The sequence below is a fragment of the Hafnia paralvei genome (assembly GCF_020150375.1).
GTDB lineage: Bacteria > Pseudomonadota > Gammaproteobacteria > Enterobacterales > Enterobacteriaceae > Hafnia > Hafnia paralvei.
The window spans coordinates 3,572,341-3,592,356 of sequence record NZ_CP083737.1 but is presented as its reverse complement, the minus strand read 5'-3'; the positions used below and the strand labels follow the sequence as shown (position 1 = coordinate 3,592,356).

Annotated in this window: 23 protein-coding genes; 9 read left to right on the top strand and 14 right to left on the bottom strand. The window is 47.8% G+C overall.

Annotated features, from left to right (window positions below; all coding sequences use genetic code 11):
• Positions 1–165: 165 nt before the first annotated feature.
• The 10 genes from hpaA to K9N75_RS16835 form a co-directional block, all read right to left on the bottom strand.
• Positions 166–1,053 carry a 4-hydroxyphenylacetate catabolism regulatory protein HpaA gene (hpaA, locus tag K9N75_RS16880; RefSeq protein WP_039188439.1) on the bottom strand — a complete coding sequence of 296 codons (888 nt, stop codon included), beginning with the start codon at positions 1,051–1,053 and terminating at the stop codon, positions 166–168.
• A 74-nt stretch (positions 1,054–1,127) separates the two neighbouring features.
• Positions 1,128–2,504 carry a 4-hydroxyphenylacetate permease gene (gene hpaX / locus K9N75_RS16875; RefSeq protein ID WP_004095486.1) on the bottom strand — a complete coding sequence of 459 codons (1,377 nt, stop codon included), beginning with the start codon at positions 2,502–2,504 and terminating at the stop codon, positions 1,128–1,130.
• 23 nt (positions 2,505–2,527) lie between these two features.
• The gene (gene hpaI, locus K9N75_RS16870) at positions 2,528–3,340 is read right to left on the bottom strand and encodes a 4-hydroxy-2-oxoheptanedioate aldolase (protein WP_008814419.1); all 813 of its coding nucleotides are present in this window, start codon (positions 3,338–3,340) and stop codon (positions 2,528–2,530) included.
• A gap of 10 nt (positions 3,341–3,350) precedes the next feature.
• The gene (gene hpaH / locus K9N75_RS16865; protein WP_008814418.1) at positions 3,351–4,154 is read right to left on the bottom strand and encodes a 2-oxo-hept-4-ene-1,7-dioate hydratase; all 804 of its coding nucleotides are present in this window, start codon (positions 4,152–4,154) and stop codon (positions 3,351–3,353) included.
• A 25-nt stretch (positions 4,155–4,179) separates the two neighbouring features.
• Entirely contained in the window at positions 4,180–5,658 is a 1,479-nt protein-coding gene (locus tag K9N75_RS16860; RefSeq protein ID WP_224451928.1) for an NAD-dependent succinate-semialdehyde dehydrogenase, read from the bottom strand.
• Positions 5,659–5,745: 87 nt separating this feature from the next.
• Positions 5,746–6,129: a 5-carboxymethyl-2-hydroxymuconate Delta-isomerase gene (locus K9N75_RS16855; RefSeq protein ID WP_008814416.1), complete on the bottom strand. Its 384-nt coding sequence runs from the start codon at positions 6,127–6,129 to the stop codon at positions 5,746–5,748.
• Positions 6,130–6,138: 9 nt separating this feature from the next.
• Positions 6,139–6,996: a 3,4-dihydroxyphenylacetate 2,3-dioxygenase gene (gene hpaD / locus K9N75_RS16850; protein ID WP_008814415.1), complete on the bottom strand. Its 858-nt coding sequence runs from the start codon at positions 6,994–6,996 to the stop codon at positions 6,139–6,141.
• A 68-nt stretch (positions 6,997–7,064) separates the two neighbouring features.
• Positions 7,065–8,531 carry a 5-carboxymethyl-2-hydroxymuconate semialdehyde dehydrogenase gene (gene hpaE, locus K9N75_RS16845; RefSeq protein ID WP_008814414.1) on the bottom strand — a complete coding sequence of 489 codons (1,467 nt, stop codon included), beginning with the start codon at positions 8,529–8,531 and terminating at the stop codon, positions 7,065–7,067.
• Positions 8,528–9,292: a fumarylacetoacetate hydrolase family protein gene (locus tag K9N75_RS16840; protein WP_008814413.1), complete on the bottom strand. Its 765-nt coding sequence runs from the start codon at positions 9,290–9,292 to the stop codon at positions 8,528–8,530. Before K9N75_RS16840 ends, hpaE begins: the two co-directional genes overlap by 4 nt.
• Positions 9,289–9,933 carry a fumarylacetoacetate hydrolase family protein gene (locus K9N75_RS16835; RefSeq protein ID WP_224451927.1) on the bottom strand — a complete coding sequence of 215 codons (645 nt, stop codon included), beginning with the start codon at positions 9,931–9,933 and terminating at the stop codon, positions 9,289–9,291. Before K9N75_RS16835 ends, K9N75_RS16840 begins: the two co-directional genes overlap by 4 nt.
• Before the next feature lie 371 nt (positions 9,934–10,304).
• Between K9N75_RS16835 and hpaR the strand changes: the two genes are divergently transcribed.
• The 5 genes from hpaR to yjjG all read left to right on the top strand — a co-directional run bounded on the left by hpaR (position 10,305) and on the right by yjjG (position 14,392).
• Complete coding sequence (gene hpaR, locus K9N75_RS16830; protein WP_114445719.1) at positions 10,305–10,775, top strand: homoprotocatechuate degradation operon regulator HpaR; 471 nt, start codon at positions 10,305–10,307, stop codon at positions 10,773–10,775.
• Positions 10,776–11,000: 225 nt separating this feature from the next.
• A complete protein-coding gene (locus K9N75_RS16825) occupies positions 11,001–11,639 on the top strand; it encodes a hypothetical protein (protein WP_224451926.1) in 639 nt (212 codons plus the stop codon).
• A 448-nt stretch (positions 11,640–12,087) separates the two neighbouring features.
• A complete protein-coding gene (gene cspE, locus K9N75_RS16820; RefSeq protein WP_004095506.1) occupies positions 12,088–12,300 on the top strand; it encodes a transcription antiterminator/RNA stability regulator CspE in 213 nt (70 codons plus the stop codon).
• Positions 12,301–12,631: 331 nt separating this feature from the next.
• Entirely contained in the window at positions 12,632–13,552 is a 921-nt protein-coding gene (lpxP, locus tag K9N75_RS16815) for a kdo(2)-lipid IV(A) palmitoleoyltransferase (RefSeq protein ID WP_437178030.1), read from the top strand.
• Positions 13,553–13,717: 165 nt separating this feature from the next.
• On the top strand, positions 13,718–14,392 hold the full coding sequence (gene yjjG / locus K9N75_RS16810) for a pyrimidine 5'-nucleotidase (RefSeq protein WP_008814408.1): 675 nt from the start codon (positions 13,718–13,720) through the stop codon (positions 14,390–14,392).
• A 79-nt stretch (positions 14,393–14,471) separates the two neighbouring features.
• Here the strand turns inward: yjjG and K9N75_RS22765 are convergent, their stop codons facing one another.
• From K9N75_RS22765 to K9N75_RS16800, 3 genes are all read right to left on the bottom strand, one after another.
• Complete coding sequence (locus tag K9N75_RS22765; protein WP_004095510.1) at positions 14,472–14,603, bottom strand: hypothetical protein; 132 nt, start codon at positions 14,601–14,603, stop codon at positions 14,472–14,474.
• A 302-nt stretch (positions 14,604–14,905) separates the two neighbouring features.
• Positions 14,906–15,331 carry a GNAT family N-acetyltransferase gene (locus tag K9N75_RS16805; protein ID WP_008814407.1) on the bottom strand — a complete coding sequence of 142 codons (426 nt, stop codon included), beginning with the start codon at positions 15,329–15,331 and terminating at the stop codon, positions 14,906–14,908.
• Between the two features lie 114 nt (positions 15,332–15,445).
• Positions 15,446–15,649, bottom strand: a complete 204-nt coding sequence (locus tag K9N75_RS16800) for a hypothetical protein (protein ID WP_004095514.1) — start codon at positions 15,647–15,649, stop codon at positions 15,446–15,448.
• Positions 15,650–15,950: 301 nt separating this feature from the next.
• Between K9N75_RS16800 and K9N75_RS16795 the strand changes: the two genes are divergently transcribed.
• The 3 genes from K9N75_RS16795 to K9N75_RS16785 all read left to right on the top strand — a co-directional run bounded on the left by K9N75_RS16795 (position 15,951) and on the right by K9N75_RS16785 (position 17,279).
• Entirely contained in the window at positions 15,951–16,265 is a 315-nt protein-coding gene (locus K9N75_RS16795) for a DUF2623 family protein (RefSeq protein WP_008814406.1), read from the top strand.
• Positions 16,266–16,366: 101 nt separating this feature from the next.
• The gene (locus K9N75_RS16790) at positions 16,367–16,795 is read left to right on the top strand and encodes a TOBE domain-containing protein (protein WP_039188449.1); all 429 of its coding nucleotides are present in this window, start codon (positions 16,367–16,369) and stop codon (positions 16,793–16,795) included.
• A 4-nt stretch (positions 16,796–16,799) separates the two neighbouring features.
• Positions 16,800–17,279, top strand: a complete 480-nt coding sequence (locus K9N75_RS16785) for a GNAT family N-acetyltransferase (RefSeq protein ID WP_008814404.1) — start codon at positions 16,800–16,802, stop codon at positions 17,277–17,279.
• A 65-nt stretch (positions 17,280–17,344) separates the two neighbouring features.
• Here the strand turns inward: K9N75_RS16785 and K9N75_RS16780 are convergent, their stop codons facing one another.
• On the bottom strand, positions 17,345–18,706 hold the full coding sequence (locus tag K9N75_RS16780) for an APC family permease (protein ID WP_064573086.1): 1,362 nt from the start codon (positions 18,704–18,706) through the stop codon (positions 17,345–17,347).
• Between the two features lie 589 nt (positions 18,707–19,295).
• Between K9N75_RS16780 and K9N75_RS16775 the strand changes: the two genes are divergently transcribed.
• Positions 19,296–19,976 (top strand): DUF1003 domain-containing protein, encoded by a 681-nt coding sequence (locus K9N75_RS16775; RefSeq protein ID WP_224451925.1) that lies wholly within the window; start codon positions 19,296–19,298, stop codon positions 19,974–19,976.
• The last annotated feature ends 40 nt before the right edge of the window (positions 19,977–20,016 follow it).

Sequence of the window (20,016 nt, the reverse complement as noted above, 5' to 3'; positions counted from 1 at the left end):
AGGCATTCTATCGTTGTTTGTTAATTTATTGTTTTGTTTTTGTTTCTTAATTGAAGCGTTTATATCAGCTTTCGGGAAGATACTTTTGAGGTAATTGCTGGTACTTTTCGGACGAGGAGCAGGGTTTGTCTGAGGAATGTGATCCAGCACAAATTTTGAGCTGGATCAGTGGGAGACGGCAATCTGCTCAGCGCGATAGGCACTCGGTGAACTACCGACTAACCGATTAAAAAATCGGGCAAAATAGGCCGGATCTTTAAATCCGAGCTGATAGGCAATTTCGCTGACCGCGTAGTCGCTGAACAACAGCAGGCGTTTGGCCTCGCGCAGTTGTCGATCGAAAATGAGGCGCTTGGGGGGACGATTGGCAAAACGTCGACACATATCAGTGAGTCGGGATTCGGTTACGCCGAGCTTGTTGGCATATTCTGGCACTGACCAGTGCAGTCTAAAGTTATCGTCAATGAGCTGATTAAAACGCTGAAACACGCGCATTTCTCCACGCATTCCGCATGATGCCTGTTCATCCAGAGGGACGTTCCTGAGCAAAAGGGTAAAAACGGCTTGGGCTAAAAGTACCAGCGTATGTTCACGCCCACCTAAATCGTTGACCGATTCACGCGCAATCAAGGTCCAGTAGTGTTCAAGTGCCGCCAGTTCCTGCGGTTTGTCAGACAGCGATAGGCAAATACCGGGCAGATCGAAAGCATCGCGCTTACCGGGATAGAGTACTTCCAGCAGCGGCCAGATTAACTCTTGGCGTACCGTGAGTACGTGACCATCGCTGTCAGGCTCAGTGAAGAACGCATGGGGCACCGAAGGTGGCGTGAGCACAAATAGCGGGGCCTGTACCGAATAGCGATGATCGTCTAGCTGTAGCTCGATTTGACCTGTATTCAGGAAGTGCATCTGAAAGAAGCTGTCGTGACGGTGTGGCTTCATATCACGACCAAAAAATGCCGCCATTCGGGCAAAAGACTGATAATGAACGTCGTCTGAGCCCTGTGTTTCGTCATAGTCTTTGCTGATATCGATATTAGTAATTTGGCTCATGGATTTCTCCTTTTACTCTTTGGCTTTTGCTCCCCCAATGCCTCGAACCTTGTCATTAGGGGAGCAACAGAAACCTACGGCGTCGCTCTTGGACGTGATCCTTTCATCGGGATCAGCCAGATAATAATGGCGCCGATCACGAGCAGCCCTGCGACAAAATAGAGTCCCGAATTAAAGTTTCCGGTTTGATCTTTCAGCCAACCAATCAGCAGCGGGCTTACTGCTGAGCCAACGTTGCCCGTGGCGTTAATCACGGCGATCCCCACGGCGCGGGCGCGGAAGCTGATCGATTGATCGGGCGTTGTCCAGAAGATCGCCATGGCGCTAAAAGAGCCGGTAGACGCCATTACGATCCCCAGTAGTTGGATCATGCTGTGATCGGTGGCAGACGCGAGCAGCCAGCCTACGGCTGCGAACAGGAACGGAAGCGCGGTATGGTGCTTGCGCTCCTGCATGCGGTCTGAGTGTTTGCTCCACCAAATCATTCCCGCGATGGTACAAAACTGTGGAATGGCTGCCAGCAGACCAATCGTGATATTGCTACTGGATTGGTTAAAGCTCTGCATGATCTGGGGTGTCCAAATGCTGATAGCGCTCAGCGTATTGGTGAGACAGAAATAAGCCAGCGTATACATCAGGACGATAGGGGTAAAAACTTCGCGCCACATGCTGGGCTGCTGCAAGGCGCTATGGCTACGGGCTCCTTCTGGCTGTACTAACTGAAGATTATCGCTGTCCATCATTTCTTGTAGGCAGTCTTTATCTTCTTTGCTTAGCCACTTCGCTTTAGACGGTTTGTCATCCAAATAGAACCAAACGACGATACCGAGCAAAACGGAGGGAAAACCTTCCAATAAGAATAGCCACTGCCAGCCTTTTAAGCTCATGATGCCGTCGAGCGATAAAATATAGCCGGAAACCAGTGAACCGAGCGCAGTGGTGACAGGCATAGCAATCATAAATAACGCGTTAGCGCGTGCGCGAAAATAGGCAGGAAACCAGTAGGTGAGATACACCAGCACGCCAGGTAAAAAGCCCGCTTCGGTGATCCCCACAATCATGCGCAGAACATACAAACTGTGAGGGCCAGTAGCAAACATGGTTGCGGTAGAGGCGATCCCCCATAGCACCATAATTGTGGCTATCCAGCGCCGTGCGCCGACGATGCCCAGCATGATATTGCTAGGAATACCGAAAATCACATAAGTGGCGTAAAACAGGGTGGTTGCCAGCCCGAACATGGTGGAACTCAGTCCGAGATCTTTCCCCATCGTCAAACCGGCGAAGCCGATATTGATGCGGTCAAGGAATGAAAATACAAACAACACGAATAAAAATACGATCAGGCGGCGAAACAGTTTGTTGATAACGCTTTGCTGCTGTGCGGTCAGGTTTTTATGCCGATGAGCTGGGTTGGCCTCATGGGTTACCGCTGATGATGAATCGCTCATTTGTCTTTCCTCTCAGAATGAACTCAGTACACGCTAGCGGGAGCCGGAGGCTCATTACCTTTACCTGCGCCAAACCGTGCCGCTAATGCTTCTGCGGCGCGAGCGAGTAAGGTGGTGTCTACCCCCACGGCGACGAATAGCGCGCCGAGTTTGAGGTAATGTTCGGCCACATCAGGTGCCGCCATCAGAATTCCCGGCGCTTTGTTTGCGGATTTAATCTGCAAAATGGCATGTTCGATGGCGCTTTTGACTTCGGGATGCTGAGGATTTCCGGCAAACCCCATATCCGCGCTGAGATCGGCAGGGCCGATAAATACGCCATCAACGCCTTCAACGTCCAAAATCTGCGGCAGGTTACGCAGGGCTTCACGGGTTTCGATTTGCACCAGAACGCACATTTGTTCGTTAGCCAACTGCAAATAATCGGGAACGCGATTCCAGCGTGAAGCTCTAGCTAGCGCGCTGCCTACGCCGCGAATTCCCTGTGGTGGATATCGTGTGGCGCGAACGGCGGCACGGGCTTCATCGGCATTTTGCACCATCGGCACCAACAGCGTTTGCGCACCGATATCAAGCAGTTGTTTGATCTGTACGGCATCATTCCAAGACGGACGCACTACCGGTTGGCTAGGGTAGGGCGCGATAGCTTGAAGTTGGGTCAACACGGTCTGTACGTTATTAGGGGCGTGCTCACCGTCAATTAATAGCCAGTCGAAACCGGCCCCTGCCAGTAATTCCGCGCTATAGCTGCTGCACAAACCAAGCCATAAACCAATCTGCGGGCGCCCTTCTTTAAGGGCTTGTTTAAAGCTGTTATGTAGGGAGGCTGAGGACATGACATTTTCCTTATACAAAGCGGCAGCTAATGCAGCCCATATTGCCGTAGTCAACGTGGAAGGTATCACCGCGACGCGCCGGAACAGGTCGAGTGAAGGAGCCCCCCAGAATGATTTGTCCTGCCTCAAGCTGAACATCGTGGGCGGCCAGTTTGTTTGCCAGCCAAGCCACGCCGTTGGCCGGATGATTAAGCACCGCAGCGGCGACGCCCGATTCTTCAATCACACCGTTGCGATACATCAGCGCGCTAATCCAACGGAGATCGAGTTCATCCGGCTTAATTGGGCGACCGCCAAGAATCACACCGGCGTTGGCGGCGTTATCTGAGATGGTGTCGAATACCTTGCGCGGACGCTGGGTTTCGGGGTCAATATTGTGGCAACGTGCGTCAATCAACTCCAGTGCAGGGATGACATAATCCGTTGCGTTGTAGACGTCAAACAGCGTGCAATTGGGGCCTCGAAGCGGTTTTGCTAAAACGAATGCCAGCTCGACCTCAATACGTGGCACGATGAAGTTGTCGATGGGAATATCGCTACCGTCTTGGAAGAACATGTCATCGAGCAGAGCGCCATAGTCGGGTTCGCTAATCTGTGAGCTAGCCTGCATCGCTTTGGATGTTAGGCCGATCTTGTGACCCTTGAGTACACGCCCTTGGTCGATTTTCAGATCAACCCACTGACGCTGGATCGCATAGGCATCTTCAATTGTGATCTGCGGGTGATCGAGTGAAATTTGGCGGATCTGCTCACGGCTTTGCTCAGCCCGATGTAGGCGATGCGCGATCTGGCTGATTGTTGCTTTATCTAACATTGCGTTTTTTGCCGACATAGGCACCTCAGTTGTTCTCAATTCCGCCAAAGCAGAGATATTTCACTTCCAGATAATCCTCAATGCCGTAGCGTGAACCTTCACGCCCAAGCCCGGATTGCTTGATACCGCCAAACGGGGCGACTTCGTTAGAAATCAGCCCTTCGTTGATGCCGACCATTCCGCTTTCCAGTGCTTCAGCGACGCGATAGATGCGTCCGATGTCGCGCGAATAGAAATAGGCGGCAAGACCGGATTCGGTTTGATTCGCTAACCGAATCGCGTCGGCTTCATCATGAAATTTGAAGAGTGGGGCTACGGGGCCGAAGGTTTCTTCGTGTGCCACTCGCATGGATTCATTAACGTCGCGGAGTACCGTGGGTAGGTAAAAGAGTCCGCCCAATGGATGCTTTTTGCCGCCGGTAAGGATGCGGGCACCGTGAGAAACCGCGTCAGTCACATGCGCCTGCACTTTGTCGATAGCCGCCTGATTAATCAGCGGTCCTTGCTGTGATGCGGGCTCACTGGCAGGGCCTACGCGAAGCTCATTTACCGCACGCGTCAGGCGCTGGGCGAATTCATCATAGATGCCGTCTTGCACCAGAATGCGATTGGCGCAAACGCAGGTTTGTCCACTATTACGAAATTTTGCCGCGAGAGCGCCTTGTACGGCGGCGTCGAGATCGGCATCGTCAAATACGATAAACGGCGCGTTGCCGCCGAGTTCCAATGACAGTTTTTTTACCGTCGCAGCGCTTTGTTCCATCAGTAACTTGCCAATACGGGTAGAACCGGTGAAGGACAATTTACGTACGATAGGGCTTTGGGTTAGCACGTTGCCAATGGCGGCGGCATCGGTGCCGGTGACGATATTAAACACGCCAGCAGGTAGGCCTGCTTCGTGTGCTAGCACCGCCAGCGCGAGTGCTGATAACGGCGTTTCCGGTGCTGGCTTCAATACAACGGTACAGCCTGCCGCCAGCGCTGGGGCGACTTTGCGGGTAATCATCGCGTTGGGGAAGTTCCATGGTGTAATGGCAGCCACCACACCCACTGGCTGTTTAATCGTGCTGATTCGTCGGCCGGGCAACGGTGACGGAATTGTTTCGCCGTAAGTTCGCTTTCCCTCTTCGGCAAACCATTCGATAAAACTGGCACCGTAGGCGATTTCCCCCATCGCCTCAGCCTGTGGTTTTCCTTGCTCTAAGCTTAATAGCTCCGCAAGTTCGGCCTGATTTTGCATAATCAATTGGAACCAGCGTTGCAAAATCTGGCTACGTTGCTTAGCGGTGTGTTTACGCCATGCGGGCAGCGCTTCAGCCGCGGCCTGAATAGCCTGTTCGGTTTCAACGCCAGATAAATCGCTGACCTCGGCGATGGTGTCACCGTTGGCGGGATTGAGCACTGAAAAGGAGCGTCCATCGGCCGCGCTTTGCCAATGCCCGTTGATATAGGCCTGATGGCGCAATAATCCGCGCGATATGCCGGTGGTGAAAGGCGATGTCATGGTTGATCCTTTTTGTTTTTATCGTGCCTTCAAGCCCCGAACCTTCAGCCTATCAACGCAGTGGCAGAGTGGGGCGAGTGCTTTCAACTAAGACTTAAACAGCGCATGCACGTTGTTTTGTTTGTAATTTAGCTGTGGGTGCAGCTCTTCAATTTCGAACGACAGTGCTAGATAACGACTTTCCATCAGCGCGGCGAAGTGGGTTTTAATGAGCTCGAATAGCATTTCACCAACCTGCTGGCGGCTTTCCAGACTGCGTCCGCTGCCGATTTTTAGCGTCATATGCACAAAGGCGTAATCATGCTTCCCATCCGCCATTTGCCAAGTGTCTAACCAGATTGCGCGACTGCGGATCCCGCCGATGGGGAAAATACCGGTATCGGCCAGTGCGGCGTTCACCTTGGCAAATAACGCCGGAAGATCGGCCTGTTGGCGGATATTGTCGGTACATTCAGCGTAGAAATGTGGCATAGCAGCTCCTTATGCCTGTTCCGGCAGAGGGAAAACGGCGTTGACCTGCCCCGTGCCTGAGCTGGCAAATAGGTCAGTAATGAATTCGACTTTGCCGTCGTATTTGTCCCAGCCCAGCATGCCAAGCAGCATCACGGTGTCATGCATATTGCCCTCGCCGTAACAGTAATCGGCGTACTCCGGCAGCATTTCGCAGAACTCTTTGAATTGGCCTTCGCGCCAGAGTTTGACCACGCGTTCATCCATTTGATGGTCAAACTCGCGGGTATAGCTGTTCATGCCCTGTTCTGCGCGCTGATCGTCAATGAAACGGTGAGAGAGCGATCCGCTGGCGAAAACGGCCACGGTACCGTCGTATTGTTCAATGGCTTTGAGAATGGCTTGACCCAGTTTGCGGCTGTCTTCAAAGGCGTGAACGGTGCAAAACGCTGAGATAGAGATAACTTTGAAATGCTTATCGCTATTCATATAACGCATCGGTACCAGCGTGCCGTATTCAAGTTTCAGGCTTGGAATATTGTGAGCCTGAGCGCGAACGCCCATGGCACAGGCCTCTTTAGCGATCAGTTGCCCCAGTTCGGGGTTGCCGTCGTAGTCATAGGTCATGTCCCGAATAAAATGCGGCAATTCGTTGCTGGTATAGACGCCGCTGAAGTGATCCGCGCAGTTAATGTGGTAGGCGCTGTTGACCAACCAGTGGGTATCGAACACGATAATGGTATCTACGCCCATTTCGCGGCAGCGTTTGCCGATTTCTTTATGGCCATCGATGGCTCCCTGACGGCAACCATGGTTTTTACCCGGTAGCTCTGATAGATACATGGATGGAACGTGCGTGATCTTGGCTGCTAAGGCTAACTTTCCCATACATCCTCGCTTGAATAATTTTATATAAGCTGGGGATTTCCCTGCGGGTTAACGCAGGGAAACAGGTACTACACACCCCATTTAGGGATGGGGTGATCGCCCATCGAAATACAGACGTTTTTCATTTCAGCAAATACTTCAAAGCTGTATTCGCCGCCTTCACGCCCAGTACCCGATGCTTTTACACCGCCGAAGGGTTGACGCAGGTCACGAACGTTTTGGGTGTTCACAAACACCATGCCGGCTTCGATACTGCGTGCTAAACGTAGTACTTTGCTGACGTCCTGAGTCCAGATGTAGGACGCCAAACCATATTCCACGTCGTTTGCTAAGCGCAGGCCTTCGGCTTCATCTTTGAAAGGCATCAGGCAGGCTACAGGGCCAAATATTTCCTCCTGCGCCACCCGCATGCGGTTGTCTACGTCGGCCAGTACGGTTGGGCGAAGGAAATTACCGTTTTTCAAATGTGCAGGCAGATCGCTAGGTTTATCAGGGCCACCGGCCAGCAGCGTTGCGCCTTCTTCAATACCTAAGCGGATGTAGCCGGACACTTTCTCCCAGTGCTGGCGACTGATAAGCGCACCGACCTGAGTGTTAGGGTCTTGCGGATCGCCAACGCGCAGGCGGTTGGCGCGCTCGGCAAAACGTTTAACAAACTCGGGGTAGATGCTTTGTTGAATGAAGATACGTGAGCCGGCGGTGCAGCGTTCGCCGTTGATAGAGAAAATCGTGAAGAGCGCTGCGTCCAAAGCGCGTTCAATATCCGCATCTTCAAAAATCAGCACCGGAGATTTGCCGCCCAGCTCCATTGAATATTTTTTCAGCCCCGCGTTTTTCATGATGTTGCGGCCGGTTGCAGTGCCGCCGGTAAAGGAAACTGCGCGGACATCATGATGGCGAACCAGCGCGTCACCCGCTGTGGCGCCGTAGCCTTGTACTACGTTGAGCACGCCGGCAGGAATACCGGCTTCTAACGCGAGCTCCCCTAAACGATCGGCGGTGAGCGGCGAAAGCTCAGACATTTTCAGCACTGCGGTATTCCCGAGCGCTAAGCAAGGCGCAACTTTCCACGTTGCGGTCATGAAGGGCACGTTCCACGGTGAAACCAGCGCACACACACCGACGGGCTGTACCAACGTGTAGTTGAGCATTTTGTCGTCAACAGGATAGGTTTTGCCGTTCATCTGCTGACATACTTCGGAGAAGAACTCAAAGTTATGTGAAGCGCGTGGGATCAACACGTTTTTGGTCTGATGAATCGGCAAACCGGTGTCTGCGGTTTCCATAGCCGCAATGTCTGGCACGTTTTCATCAATTAAATCGCCCAAGCGACGCATCAGACGGGCGCGCTCTTTCATTGGGAGATTGGCCCATTTGGGAAAAGCTTCTTTGGCTGCAGCGACGGCCTGATAAATTTCGTCTTCTCCACCTGAGGCAACTTCGGCTAATACTTCACCGGTGGCTGGGTTGGTGGTTTCAAAATACTGCTTGCTGGTAACGTTTTTACCGTCGATCCAATGATTTACCTTTTTCATCTCAGGCTTTCCTCATAATCGGTTTGGCTGATAATGCGGTTGACCAGACGAGCTACGCCCTCAACCTCAACAATCACTTCGTCTCCCGGTACTACGTCTGACAGACCTTTGGGGGTTCCGGTGGCGATCATGTCGCCGGGTTGGAGTGTCATAAATTCGCTTAAATAGGCGATCAAAAACGGGATATCAAAAATCAGATCGGCAGTGGTACCCCGCTGGCGGAGCTCGCCGTTGACGTAGGTGCTTAGCGCTAAACGATGTGGATCGGGTATTTCTGATTTATCAATAATCCACGGGCCAATAGGCGTGAGGGTATCGCGGCTTTTTACCCGCAAATTGGGGCGATAGTAGTTCTCTAAATAGTCGCGAATGGCGTAGTCGTTGCAGACGGTATAACCCGCCACGTAGTCCATGGCTTCATCCGGCGTTACCTGATGCGCGGTTTTTCCGATAACCACCACCAGTTCGGATTCATAGTGCATGTATTCAACGTTATCTGGGCGTACCGAGATCTGCTGGTGGCCAGTTAATGAATTTGGCGCTTTGATGAAGATCAGCGGTTCTTCCGGTGCTTTAAACTCTAATTCAGCGGCGTGATCGGCATAGTTCAGGCCGAGCGCAAACAGGGTGCCTTCGGCAGGGGGGAGCCATTCCACTTGTTCGGCCGTGAGTGTGGTTCCGTCGGGTAAACAAACCCGCAGTTGTTCATCCACGGTGACATCAAATTTTTTCCCTTGATAGCGGATACGAGCGTGTTTCATGCTGTTTCTCCCGTCCTTTTGGGTTGTAAACGCACGCTGTTCTCCAGTGTAGGAAGACCGGCGGCTTTGATAATGATGTTATCGCTCGGTTTGATGCTGACGCGCTGCTGAGGTGTACCGAGTAGGATGACATCGCCAGGCTGTAGGGTGGCAAAATCGCTCAGGGCGCAGAGTAGCTCGGCGGCAGAACGATTCAGATCGGCGGTGCTCCAACGATTGGCTTCTTGACCGTTGATTTCAGTCACGATTTCAACGGAGTCTACGTTGGCAAGCGGCGCCAGCTCGCCTAACGGACAAAATCCATCACGGCATTTGGCTTTGATCGCGGGGCGATAGAATGAGGTTTCCGGCAGACTGACATCGTTCGCCAGAGCATATCCGGCGATGTAATTTGCTGCATTAGAAGCTGAGACTTTGCGCGCCGTTTTGCCAATCACCAAGGCAATGGTTGCGCCGCTACACACCTCTTCACCCTGAGGAAAAGGAATGGCATCACCGCTGCGGATCACGGTATTGCGCGGCTTGATAAACCAAACCGGCGTTTGAGGTGGTGTTTTATAGGGCGGTTGCAGAAATGCATCGTGCCAAGCTTCTGTCTGGCTACGGTGATTGAGCGCAACGGCAAAGACGGTGCCTTTCATAAGCGACTCCTTTGAAAACGGTCGAATTAGTGCGATAAATGGTTTTTATTAATATGTTAATGATCATGTTTTAATCCTTGTTTAACATTTAGGCAACCGAATCAACTTGAAGTGTGATCTTGGTAACAATGTTTTTACATATGAAGATGTTATTTGTCTATTAATCAGTTTGTTATGATTCTTTATAAGAAATTAATCATCTGTGGTGTAACCTTTCATAAACATATGATGTTCGCTAAATAAAATTATTTAGTTATTAATAAGATTCAATTTAAACTCATGGTAAGTACATGTAGAATGCCGAAATGTACCTATAATCAAATTTATGGTTGCCACCTGATGTTGGCTGATTTTGTGAAGAGTGCTCCGTTATGCATGAATCTTTAACTATTGCTTTGCTGCAGGCTCGGGAAACGGCGATGGGTTTTTTCCGTCCGATTTTGAAAAGTCACAATTTAACTGAGCAGCAGTGGCGTATAATTCGCGTTTTGGCCGATGGTCAGTCAATTGATTTTCATGAGCTTTCATGTAAAACCTGTATATCGCGCCCTAGCTTGACGGGGATCTTAACGCGTATGGAACGCGATAGACTGATTCTGCGACTAAAGCCGGTTAGCGATCAGCGTAAGCTGTATATTTCACTGACGCCTGATGGAAAGTTGTTATATGAAAAGGCGCGGTTGCAGGTCGAAGAGGGCTATCAAGCCATTGAACAGGCATTTTCGAGCGAGAAAATGACGCAGTTGACGCTGCTTTTAGATGAGCTGATTGCTTTGGGGGATTTGGCTTCAGTTTCAGAACATGATGAGTCACCGAGCAGAAGTCTTCAAATGGAAAAGTGATATATTGTTATACGAAATGTGCTTTATTTATTTCTGTGTATGAAAATAAGGCTATTTAATTTTAATTAGTTGTTTTTGGATGTTTTTATTTTTTACCAAATTGTGCGGTAGTTTATAATCATATATTATATATGACATGAGTTTAATGCTAAGCACAAATTGAAAAATATGATGATAGTATCGTTGTTAAATTAATAGGATCGCCATTTTAGATGTAGAAATCCTATGAAAATTAATAAAGCGCTTTCACCTGCGACAGCGATGCTAGCTATTATTGTTGCTACTTTTCCTTTGCTTGCTATCTTAAAATTACCTCTTGCTCATGGGGCTGTGGTTCAGGTCATTGAAGATGCACAGTCTGTCTGGCTGCTTTTTGGCGCGATTTTTACTTGGTGTTATATGAAGCCATTAACTCTTCCTTCGCGACAGAAGGTATTTTGGTGCTGGGCTACAGTATGGTGGATGGTTCTTTTGGGACGGGGTATTAGTTGGGGACGTGATTTTTTTCCAGAGGTAAATAAGATTTACTTTAGGACTATTTCAGTCGTTCTTATTGGTACGCTATTACTTATGCTTTTAATCCCTGCGTTACGTAAAGACATTGCCACAAGGTTTAAATACCAAAGTATTCCTCTATGGACAGTATTACTGATGGTCGTAAGCTTCCTTATTTCTGATACGATTGAACATCATCGTTTATTATCTCCGCTTTTTATTAGGGATCGACAGTATCAGGATTTGTTAGAAGAACTCTATGAGCTCCCGTTTATGCTGTGCTTATTTAGTGTTGCTTATGACATTATGCGGTCAGATAAAAAATTGCATCGCAAGGAACGTCTTGCGCTTATCGAGTCTTACCACTAAACGTTCTCGTATGAAGAAAGCCTTCAAAAAAGTAGAAGAGTAGGAAAAATGTGCGCCAAAGGTTTAGGCGCACTATGTTGATGAACTTTCATGTTGATGAACTTTCCTAAATTTTTCTGGCAATATAATTTCATAGAAAATTATTTTTTCTGATACGATATCCTTGCAATGCAAATGGTATTTTTTGCTTTGATTTTGTTACCTTTTTTTTATATATGGCAAATTATCATGATAGTGCTTGCGTAAAAGTACCAAACATGAGTTAATGCCTACGGTTTGTAATGCAGAACCAGTATGAAAGACATTTTAGTAAAGCAGTTCTTTGTTTAGCGATGTGTATCACTTCGCTCATGAATTTCCTTCTTTAGTGCTCCCGTACGTCCTCTGATAGAACAGACCTTTTTCGCCCGAGAGCGGCGACTCTACTTTAAATAAATTAGGAAATATCATGTCTGATAAAATGACTGGCTTAGTAAAATGGTTTGACGCTGGTAAAGGTTTCGGCTTCATCACTCCAGACAACGGCAGCAAAGACATTTTCGTTCACTTCTCTGCAATTCAGAGCACCGCATTCAAAACTCTGGACGAAGGCCAGCGTGTTGAGTTCACTGTTGAAAATGGCCAGAAAGGTCCTTCAGCAGCTAACGTTGTAGCTCTGTAATATTGCTAAGTGACCACCAGAGTTTGTGATTTTAGGAAATCCTAAATTGCTAAACCGGTAATCATTTAATTAGAACGGGTCCTGTATATTCAGGGCCCGTTTTATTTTGTCTGCTAATATCATTAAAAGTTATTATTTGTAAATTTAGTATCTTTCTGAAAAATAAGACAGATAAGATAAATCTGCTATGCGACACTGTCGCGATTTATTAAGTTTTAATTTCGCTGCAACTTAATCGAACACGGCGAGTCAAATACAATAATGTACCGCTATAGATAAATTTTTCTTTATGCGATACGCCATGGGTATGTGTAAAGAAAGAAGGTCTATCGTGAAACATTCTGCTTTTTCTAAAAGCTTGTTACATCCGCGTCATTGGTTTCTTTGGTTTGGATTAGGTATTTTATATTTATTGGTTCAATTGCCTTATCCGATCATTCGCCGTCTTGGCGGAGCTATGGGACGAATCTCTAAACGTTTTCTAAAACGCCGTGTCACCATTGCACGCCGTAATCTTGAATTGTGCTTTCCCGATCTCTCTCCAGAAGAATTAGACGCGCGTGTCACGGACAATTTTACCTCGCTAGGTATGGGATTGTTAGAAACGGGCATGGCGTGGTTCTGGTCTGATGAACGTATCAAAAAGTGGTTTGACGTCAGTGGTATTGAAAACCTGAACGCAGCTCTGGAAGAGAAGCGGGGCGTGATGGTAATTGGCGTACACTTTATGTCTCTTGAGCTTGGCGGGCGCGTGATGGGCTTGTGTCGACCAATGATGGCCATGTATCGCAAGCACAACAACAAAGTTATGGAATACGTGCAGACTCGCGGTCGTTCTCGTTCTAATAAAGCAATGATTGACCGTCGCAATCTGCGCGGTATGGTTCATGCTTTGAAGGCTGGTGAAGCCGTTTGGTTTGCACCAGACCAAGACTTTGGGCCAAAAGGAAGTTCGTTCGCGCCGTTCTTCGCAGTAAAAAAAGCGGCGACGACCAACGGGACCTTTACTATTGCTAAATTAGCCAAGCCCGTTTTGCTGACTACCGTTCTGATCCGTAAACCAGACGGCAGTGGTTATCATTTGATTATTCAGCCTGGTCTAAAAGACTATCCTTACGATAATGAACAAGCGGCTGCGGAATTTATTAACGCGGTAATAGAAAAAGAAATTTTGCGGGCGCCAGAACAGTATCTTTGGTTACATCGTCGATTTAAAACGCGACCTATTGGGGATATTTCTCTCTACGCATAGTTTTCTTTTGCAACGCTAATAATAATTAAATCTTAAGCCCCGAATATTTTGTTAAGAAAATGTTCGGGGTTTACGCTATTCTAAGCGGCAGATTTTAATGTAAGACGAACTATTTGAACGTTTGGATAGGCTTTAAAGAGTGAAATGACGAGAGAGGCGAGCGTAATGAAATACAGTTGGGTTCTTTTTGATGCGGATGAGACATTGTTCCGGTTTGATGCTTTTGAAGGCTTAAAGCTGATGTTCTCTCGTTTTAACGTTGATTTTACCGATAGTGATTATGCTGAATATCAGTCAGTGAATCAGCCTCTATGGGTTGATTACCAGGACGGGCGCATCAACGCAGAGCAGTTACAGACAACTCGTTTCGAGCTGTGGTCTCAGCGTCTGGGCGTGACAGCCAATCACATCAATGAAGCGTTCCTACAAGCGATGGCTGATATTTGTGATGTGTTGCCTGGGGCAAGGGAGCTGATTAACGCGTTAAGCGGTAAGGCGAACTTAGGTATCATCACGAATGGTTTTACCCAATTGCAGACAATCCGCTTAGAGCGCACAGGAATGAAGGATGCCTTTTCGACGTTGGTGATTTCTGAGCAGGTAGGTATTGCAAAACCAGATGTTGGTATTTTTGAATATGCTTTCTCACTGATGAATAATCCGCCTAAAGAACGTATTTTGATGGTCGGGGACAATCCGCATTCTGATATTTTAGGTGGAATTAATGCAGGCATTGATACCTGCTGGGTGAACTCAGCGGGAAGTGATTTACCCGAAGGAATTTCACCAAGTTATCAAGTAAGCTCACTGAGTGAACTGCAAAAAATTTTGTTGGCTTAATTATATAATGTAAACAAAAACATCTCCTCAATTGGAGATGTTTTTGTTTGAAAAAAGTAAGAAAGAAATAGGAATTTATTTACCAATACATTTTGGTGAGTAGGATACAGGCGACAATACCTAATGCAGCGACACCCCAACAAAAGCGAAGCACTAGAGTATCGATAGTGGATTTGTTGTCTGAAATATAACTTTTAACTGTGGTTGTCATTATTATCGCCTTGAAATATCAATGTGGATAAATCCTTTTTATACTTCAAAACGGCGTTTCATTGTGATCGTTGTCACACTATCTAGAATAGGTCATACAAATGCTGTATTGACGCACAGAATTCAAAAGTTTTCGCACGTATGGCTAATTCTGAAAGGGGAAGTGTTCCCCTTTCTTAGACTAAAAATGAATATTGAGAAAATAAAACCAAAATCCAGCCAAATCTACCACGCCGCTCCTGCATCACTTCTCAGGCTGGTGCTTCTCTCTAAATGGTGATTAGAACGGAGGCAAAGTGAAAGTCAGCAGAACTGCTGAGCTGTACAGGTCCATGCGCTTGGGTGTTTATCAAATCCGATACGTGGGTAATATTCTTGAGCCAGTGGTGCTGCGAGGAGAATAATTTTGCAGTCAGGCTTTAGCTGACGACAAGTCATTTTTATTAATTCCTGACCAACTCCCCCTTTTTGTACAGACTCTGATACCGCGAGATCGGACAGATAGCAGCAATAGTGAAAATCAGTTACCGATCGAGCCACACCGATAAGGCGCTCTCCTGCCCAAGCGGTTACGAGAATATCGGCATGTTCTAGCATCCCAGCCAAGCACTCATGATTATTCAATGGACGACGAGGGCCAAGCGTCGTTTCAGACAATAACTGTACAAATTGCTCAACGGTGATTGGTTTATTCACGTGGTAGCTTATTTTTTCAGGCATTGGCGACATCGCTTATTTTCCTATCGTCTCAAAGATAATGAAATTAATGAATTAGATATGGCCTACATCATTACATTATCTCTGAGATATTAGAATTATAAATAATGACTTATTCATCACATATTAGCGTTGGCGCTGTGATTTAGCCCATTGTGCTTTCTGCCAATCTTCGCAGCAGTCTTTATCGCAGAAATTACCACTTTCGATTTTTTCGTGGCAGTTATAGCACATACCGGTAAACGGCATTTGCGTCTTTTGGCGATTAGCCAAGGCTAAATCACGCTCTAACTCTTCCAGTGCACTGGCATTATCAAATTCATCAGCCATTTTTATTCCTCTAATAAATAGTTGTTACAGAACTTTATAGTTACAGAACATGGTAGTTACAGAATCGCTATTCTGCGCTGCTCTTGAATCAAGCCGGCGATTATACTCGGTTGTGAGATGTTCGTCATAGCCCAGAATCGTTTCAGATTAAATATCGGACTACTCCTTGGCATACCTCGCGTAGGGTATACCTTTTGTTGATAAAATCGTTATATAATAATTTATATAACTAGCGCTATTTGCTCAAGTATAGCGGGTTATCGAGGTTATCTCACAGGGTTGGGGGATCGTGGAGGATGATGTGAAAAACCATTTTGGTGAAGGCGTGATGGATGGTGTTCGGGCATACGAGCCGAAAACGGCTTCAGAGATGAATCAGCGCTGTTTTGACTATCGCCGCGGATTTGTGTGTGGTTTTGCGCATAGTTTCGGCAAAAGAGTTGATAATCGGTATATGGCCGCTTGCCGAGCTGGTGAACTGGCTCGTGATTATGGGCTTGAGCGAGACGCAATCGCCGATTTTTTCCATGGTAGCGAAGAGCGAGGGCTTCAGGATTATTACTATTCTGGGTATGAGCGTTCACGGCGAGCTGATGAGGTATCGATTGACGCATAGACTATAGGGGTCACAGTCGCTGTGGATGCCCCTGCTGTTATGATAGGCATCTGTTACTATCGGAAATGGTTTCTACACGTCTAATTCTCAAGGAGAGTCGAATGTCTGTTTCTGCACGTAATCAACTAAGTGGTGTTATCTCAGCGGTAGCGGATGGGGCGGTGAACGATGAGGTGGAATTAACTCTCAACGGTGGTGCTAAAATTGTTGCTGTCGTGACTCATACCAGCAAACAAGCGATGGGATTGGCAAAAGGCAAAGAGGCCGTGGCTTTAATTAAAGCGCCGTGGGTGATCCTCGCTTCGGCTGACTGTGGTTTAGTATTCTCTGCCCGTAACCAGTTTGCTGGGGAAGTCAGCGCATTGCTTAAAGGTGCGGTGAATTCGACGGTGCACATCAAAACCGATCAAGGCATTACGCTGACGTCTGTGATTACCAATGAAAGCGCAGAAGAGATGGCGTTGAGCAACGGAAGTCGTGTGATCGCGTTGATCAAAGCTTCAAGCGTCATGCTGGCAACTAAAGCTTAATGCTATGCGTCAAATTCGATTTCGACCTTTTGTCGAGGCGGATATTTTACCGCTACGGCACGTTTATGAATCCGCGGTTTCTGAGCTTACCGCCCGAGAATATACCCAAGAGCAGCGTACCGCGTGGATTCAGGCTAGTCAGGCGCCAGAGTGTTGGCGAGCAACGCTGGAGCGTATTCAGCCTACTGTGGTCATTATCGATGACGTGGTTAGTGCTTACTTCGATCTACAGCCAGACGGTTTAATCGATCAGTTTTATGTTGCGGCACCGTTTGCCCATCAGGGCATTGCGCGTCTGATGATGGCGAAGATCCTGCATCGCGCTCGGCAGCAACATTTGCCAGAAGTTTATGCTTATGTCAGCCTCACGGCCCAGCCGTTTTTTGTTCGCAACGGTTTTGAGGTCGTTTTTACCCAAAAAGTTGAGCTAGGCGGACAGGTTCTTGAGAATGCGCGGATGCGTAAAGTTTTGCTGCCTGAGTAAGTACTAACCTTCCGATGAAAAAAAAGCCCGCATTGCGGGCTTTTTCAGTTAATCAGGTAGAGTTTTTACTGAGCGATTTCTGCATCGTACTGTGGAGGCGGCTGACGGAAACGGCGGGTCAGGAAGGTCAAGTAGCCCAGACCAATAGCGCCCCAAATCAGGCCTAACGTCATGGAGCTTTCTTCCAAGTTCACCCACAGAACGCCTACGGTCGCAGCACCCAGAACCGGCAGGATCAGGTAGTTAATGGTGTCTTTCAGCGTACGATTACGTTTTTCACGAATGTAGAACTGAGAGATCACTGACAGGTTCACGAAAGTGAACGCGACCAGTGCACCAAAGTTAATCAGCGCCGTTGCAGTGACTAAGTCAAAGGAAACAGCAGACAGTGCAATTGCACCAACCAGCAGTACGTTGAACGCCGGAGTACGCCATTTAGGATGGATATACCCGAACAGGCGCTCAGGGAATACGCCATCACGACCCATAACATACATCAGACGAGAAACGCCAGCATGTGCTGCCATGCCTGAAGCCAGTACGGTCACACAGGAGAACACCAGAATAATAGACTGGAAGAACTTACCTGCAACGAACAGCATGATTTCTGGCTGTGATGCATCTGGGTTGGTGAAGCGTGAAATATCAGGGAAGTACAACTGTAAGAAGTACGACACCACGATAAAGATCACACCGCCAATCAGCGCAGTCAGGAAAATCGCTTTAGGGATAACGCGGCCTGCATCTGGCGTTTCTTCGGACAATGAGCTGATGCCGTCAAAGCCCAAGAACGAGAAGCAGAGTATCGTTGCCCCGGTTATCATTGGTATCACATGCGCATTTTCAGAGATGAATGGACGGCTGCTGATCAGCGTACCGGCACCTTCACCACCGTAAATACCGTGGATGACCAGACCCAAGAAAATAACCATGATAGAAACCTGAATCACCACAATGATGGAGTTCAAGTTTGCAACGAGGTTAATGCCTCGTAGGTTAAACAGCGTCATCAGCGTCACTAAACCACCAACGAAGATCCAAGACGGCACGCCTGGGAAAATCGCTTCTAGGTAAATTTTAGCCAGCAAAATGTTGATCATCGGCATAAACAGATAATCAAGCAGAGAAGACCAACCCACCATAAAACCAACGTGCGGGCTAATCGCCTTCTGCGCGTAGGTATAAGCTGAGCCAGCTGACGGGAAGCGTTTAACCAGCTTTCCGTAACTAACTGCAGTGAAAAGCACTGCAATCAGAGCAATAGCATAAGACGTTGCAACGTGGCCATCTGTCAGACCGCTGACGATACCAAAGGTATCAAAAATGGTCATCGGTTGCAGATACGCTAACCCCATCATGACGACTTGGACAAGCGTCAATGTTTTACGGAGTTCTACACGTTTTTGAGGTGCGGTATTAATCGCCATGACGCAGTCCTCCCATGCTCTCGACTTTTTGGTTCGATGTTGCGCAAAGCGGAGAGATCACAGGAAAACTTCGTGTGAAGATACTACTAATAATTGAATAATATTCGGACAGGGAAGGTGTAAAAGAGGTGCGAGCGGAGAAAGAAGCTCCTGCCCCATAGTCGCTGCTGCTGCAGCGCATGCCAGTGAATCCCGGCGCGAAAGCGAATGATTGCCCCATCTAAGTTTCCTCAGTAGTAGCGCGGCTAAATGTGCCGCTAAATAGCGATTATCATGTCCGGTTTATAAGCCGGCCTCAGTTATAAAACTCATTACCTGATGCAAAAAAATAACCGATGTCATTTTAAACATCGGCCATTTGCAGGGCGCGTATTTTGCCCCAAGGGGGGCAATCTGACAAGATGTGTAAGCCTACTTGAGGCCTTTCTTTTTTGCTTTTCGTGCTATTTTTTCATTTTATTTATCTGTGGCAAAAAACATGCCTAAAAAGCTAACAAATTTACAACTTATTTAGGCCTCAAACATTCACGTAACTGCTAAAAAATAACCTTATTTCGTGACCTGAATCATGTATCGCAAATGAGAATAAATGCTTGGGTTATCCTTTGTTTGGCAAAATTTATATGGAATCGCGTTTGACGAATTCGGGCGCTATTGCCAAAGTGTGAGTATCTTGACATTGGTTTGCTCTATTCGTGATGGCTACCAGTGCCTGCAACAGAGAAACGCCATGAACATTAACGACAACTCCTTACTACAAAAGCTACGTGAATCCCGCCGGTTACGCCGAGAAAGATTTCTTAATCAGAAGAAAGCCGCTAGCGCGGCATCTCCGACAGCCCCTACGTTAACCTTTGGCCAACGTATGGCAGACGGCGTCACCAGCACCATTGGCTCGTGGCGTTTTATCATTATCCAAAGTGTTCTGCTGGCTTGCTGGATGGCCGGTAATGCGTGGTTTGGTCATAACGCATGGGATCCGTATCCGTTTATTTTGTTGAACTTATTACTCTCGTTTCAGGCCGCTTATACGGCTCCGGCCATTATGATGAGCCAAACGCGTCAGAGTGATATGGATCGGAAAAGAGCTGAGAATGATTTTGAAATTAACGTCAAAGCTGAACTGGAAATTGAGTTGTTGCACGAAAAAATAGATTTGTTGAAAGAGAAGGAGATTCAGGCGCTCACCGAAGCGATTCGTACGCTGACTGCACGTCTGGATGCTGCGGCTGCACAGTCAAATAGCACGCCACCTGCGGATAAAACTTGATCCTATCATCACACGCTAACGCGTTGGCTGAGCGGCGTAG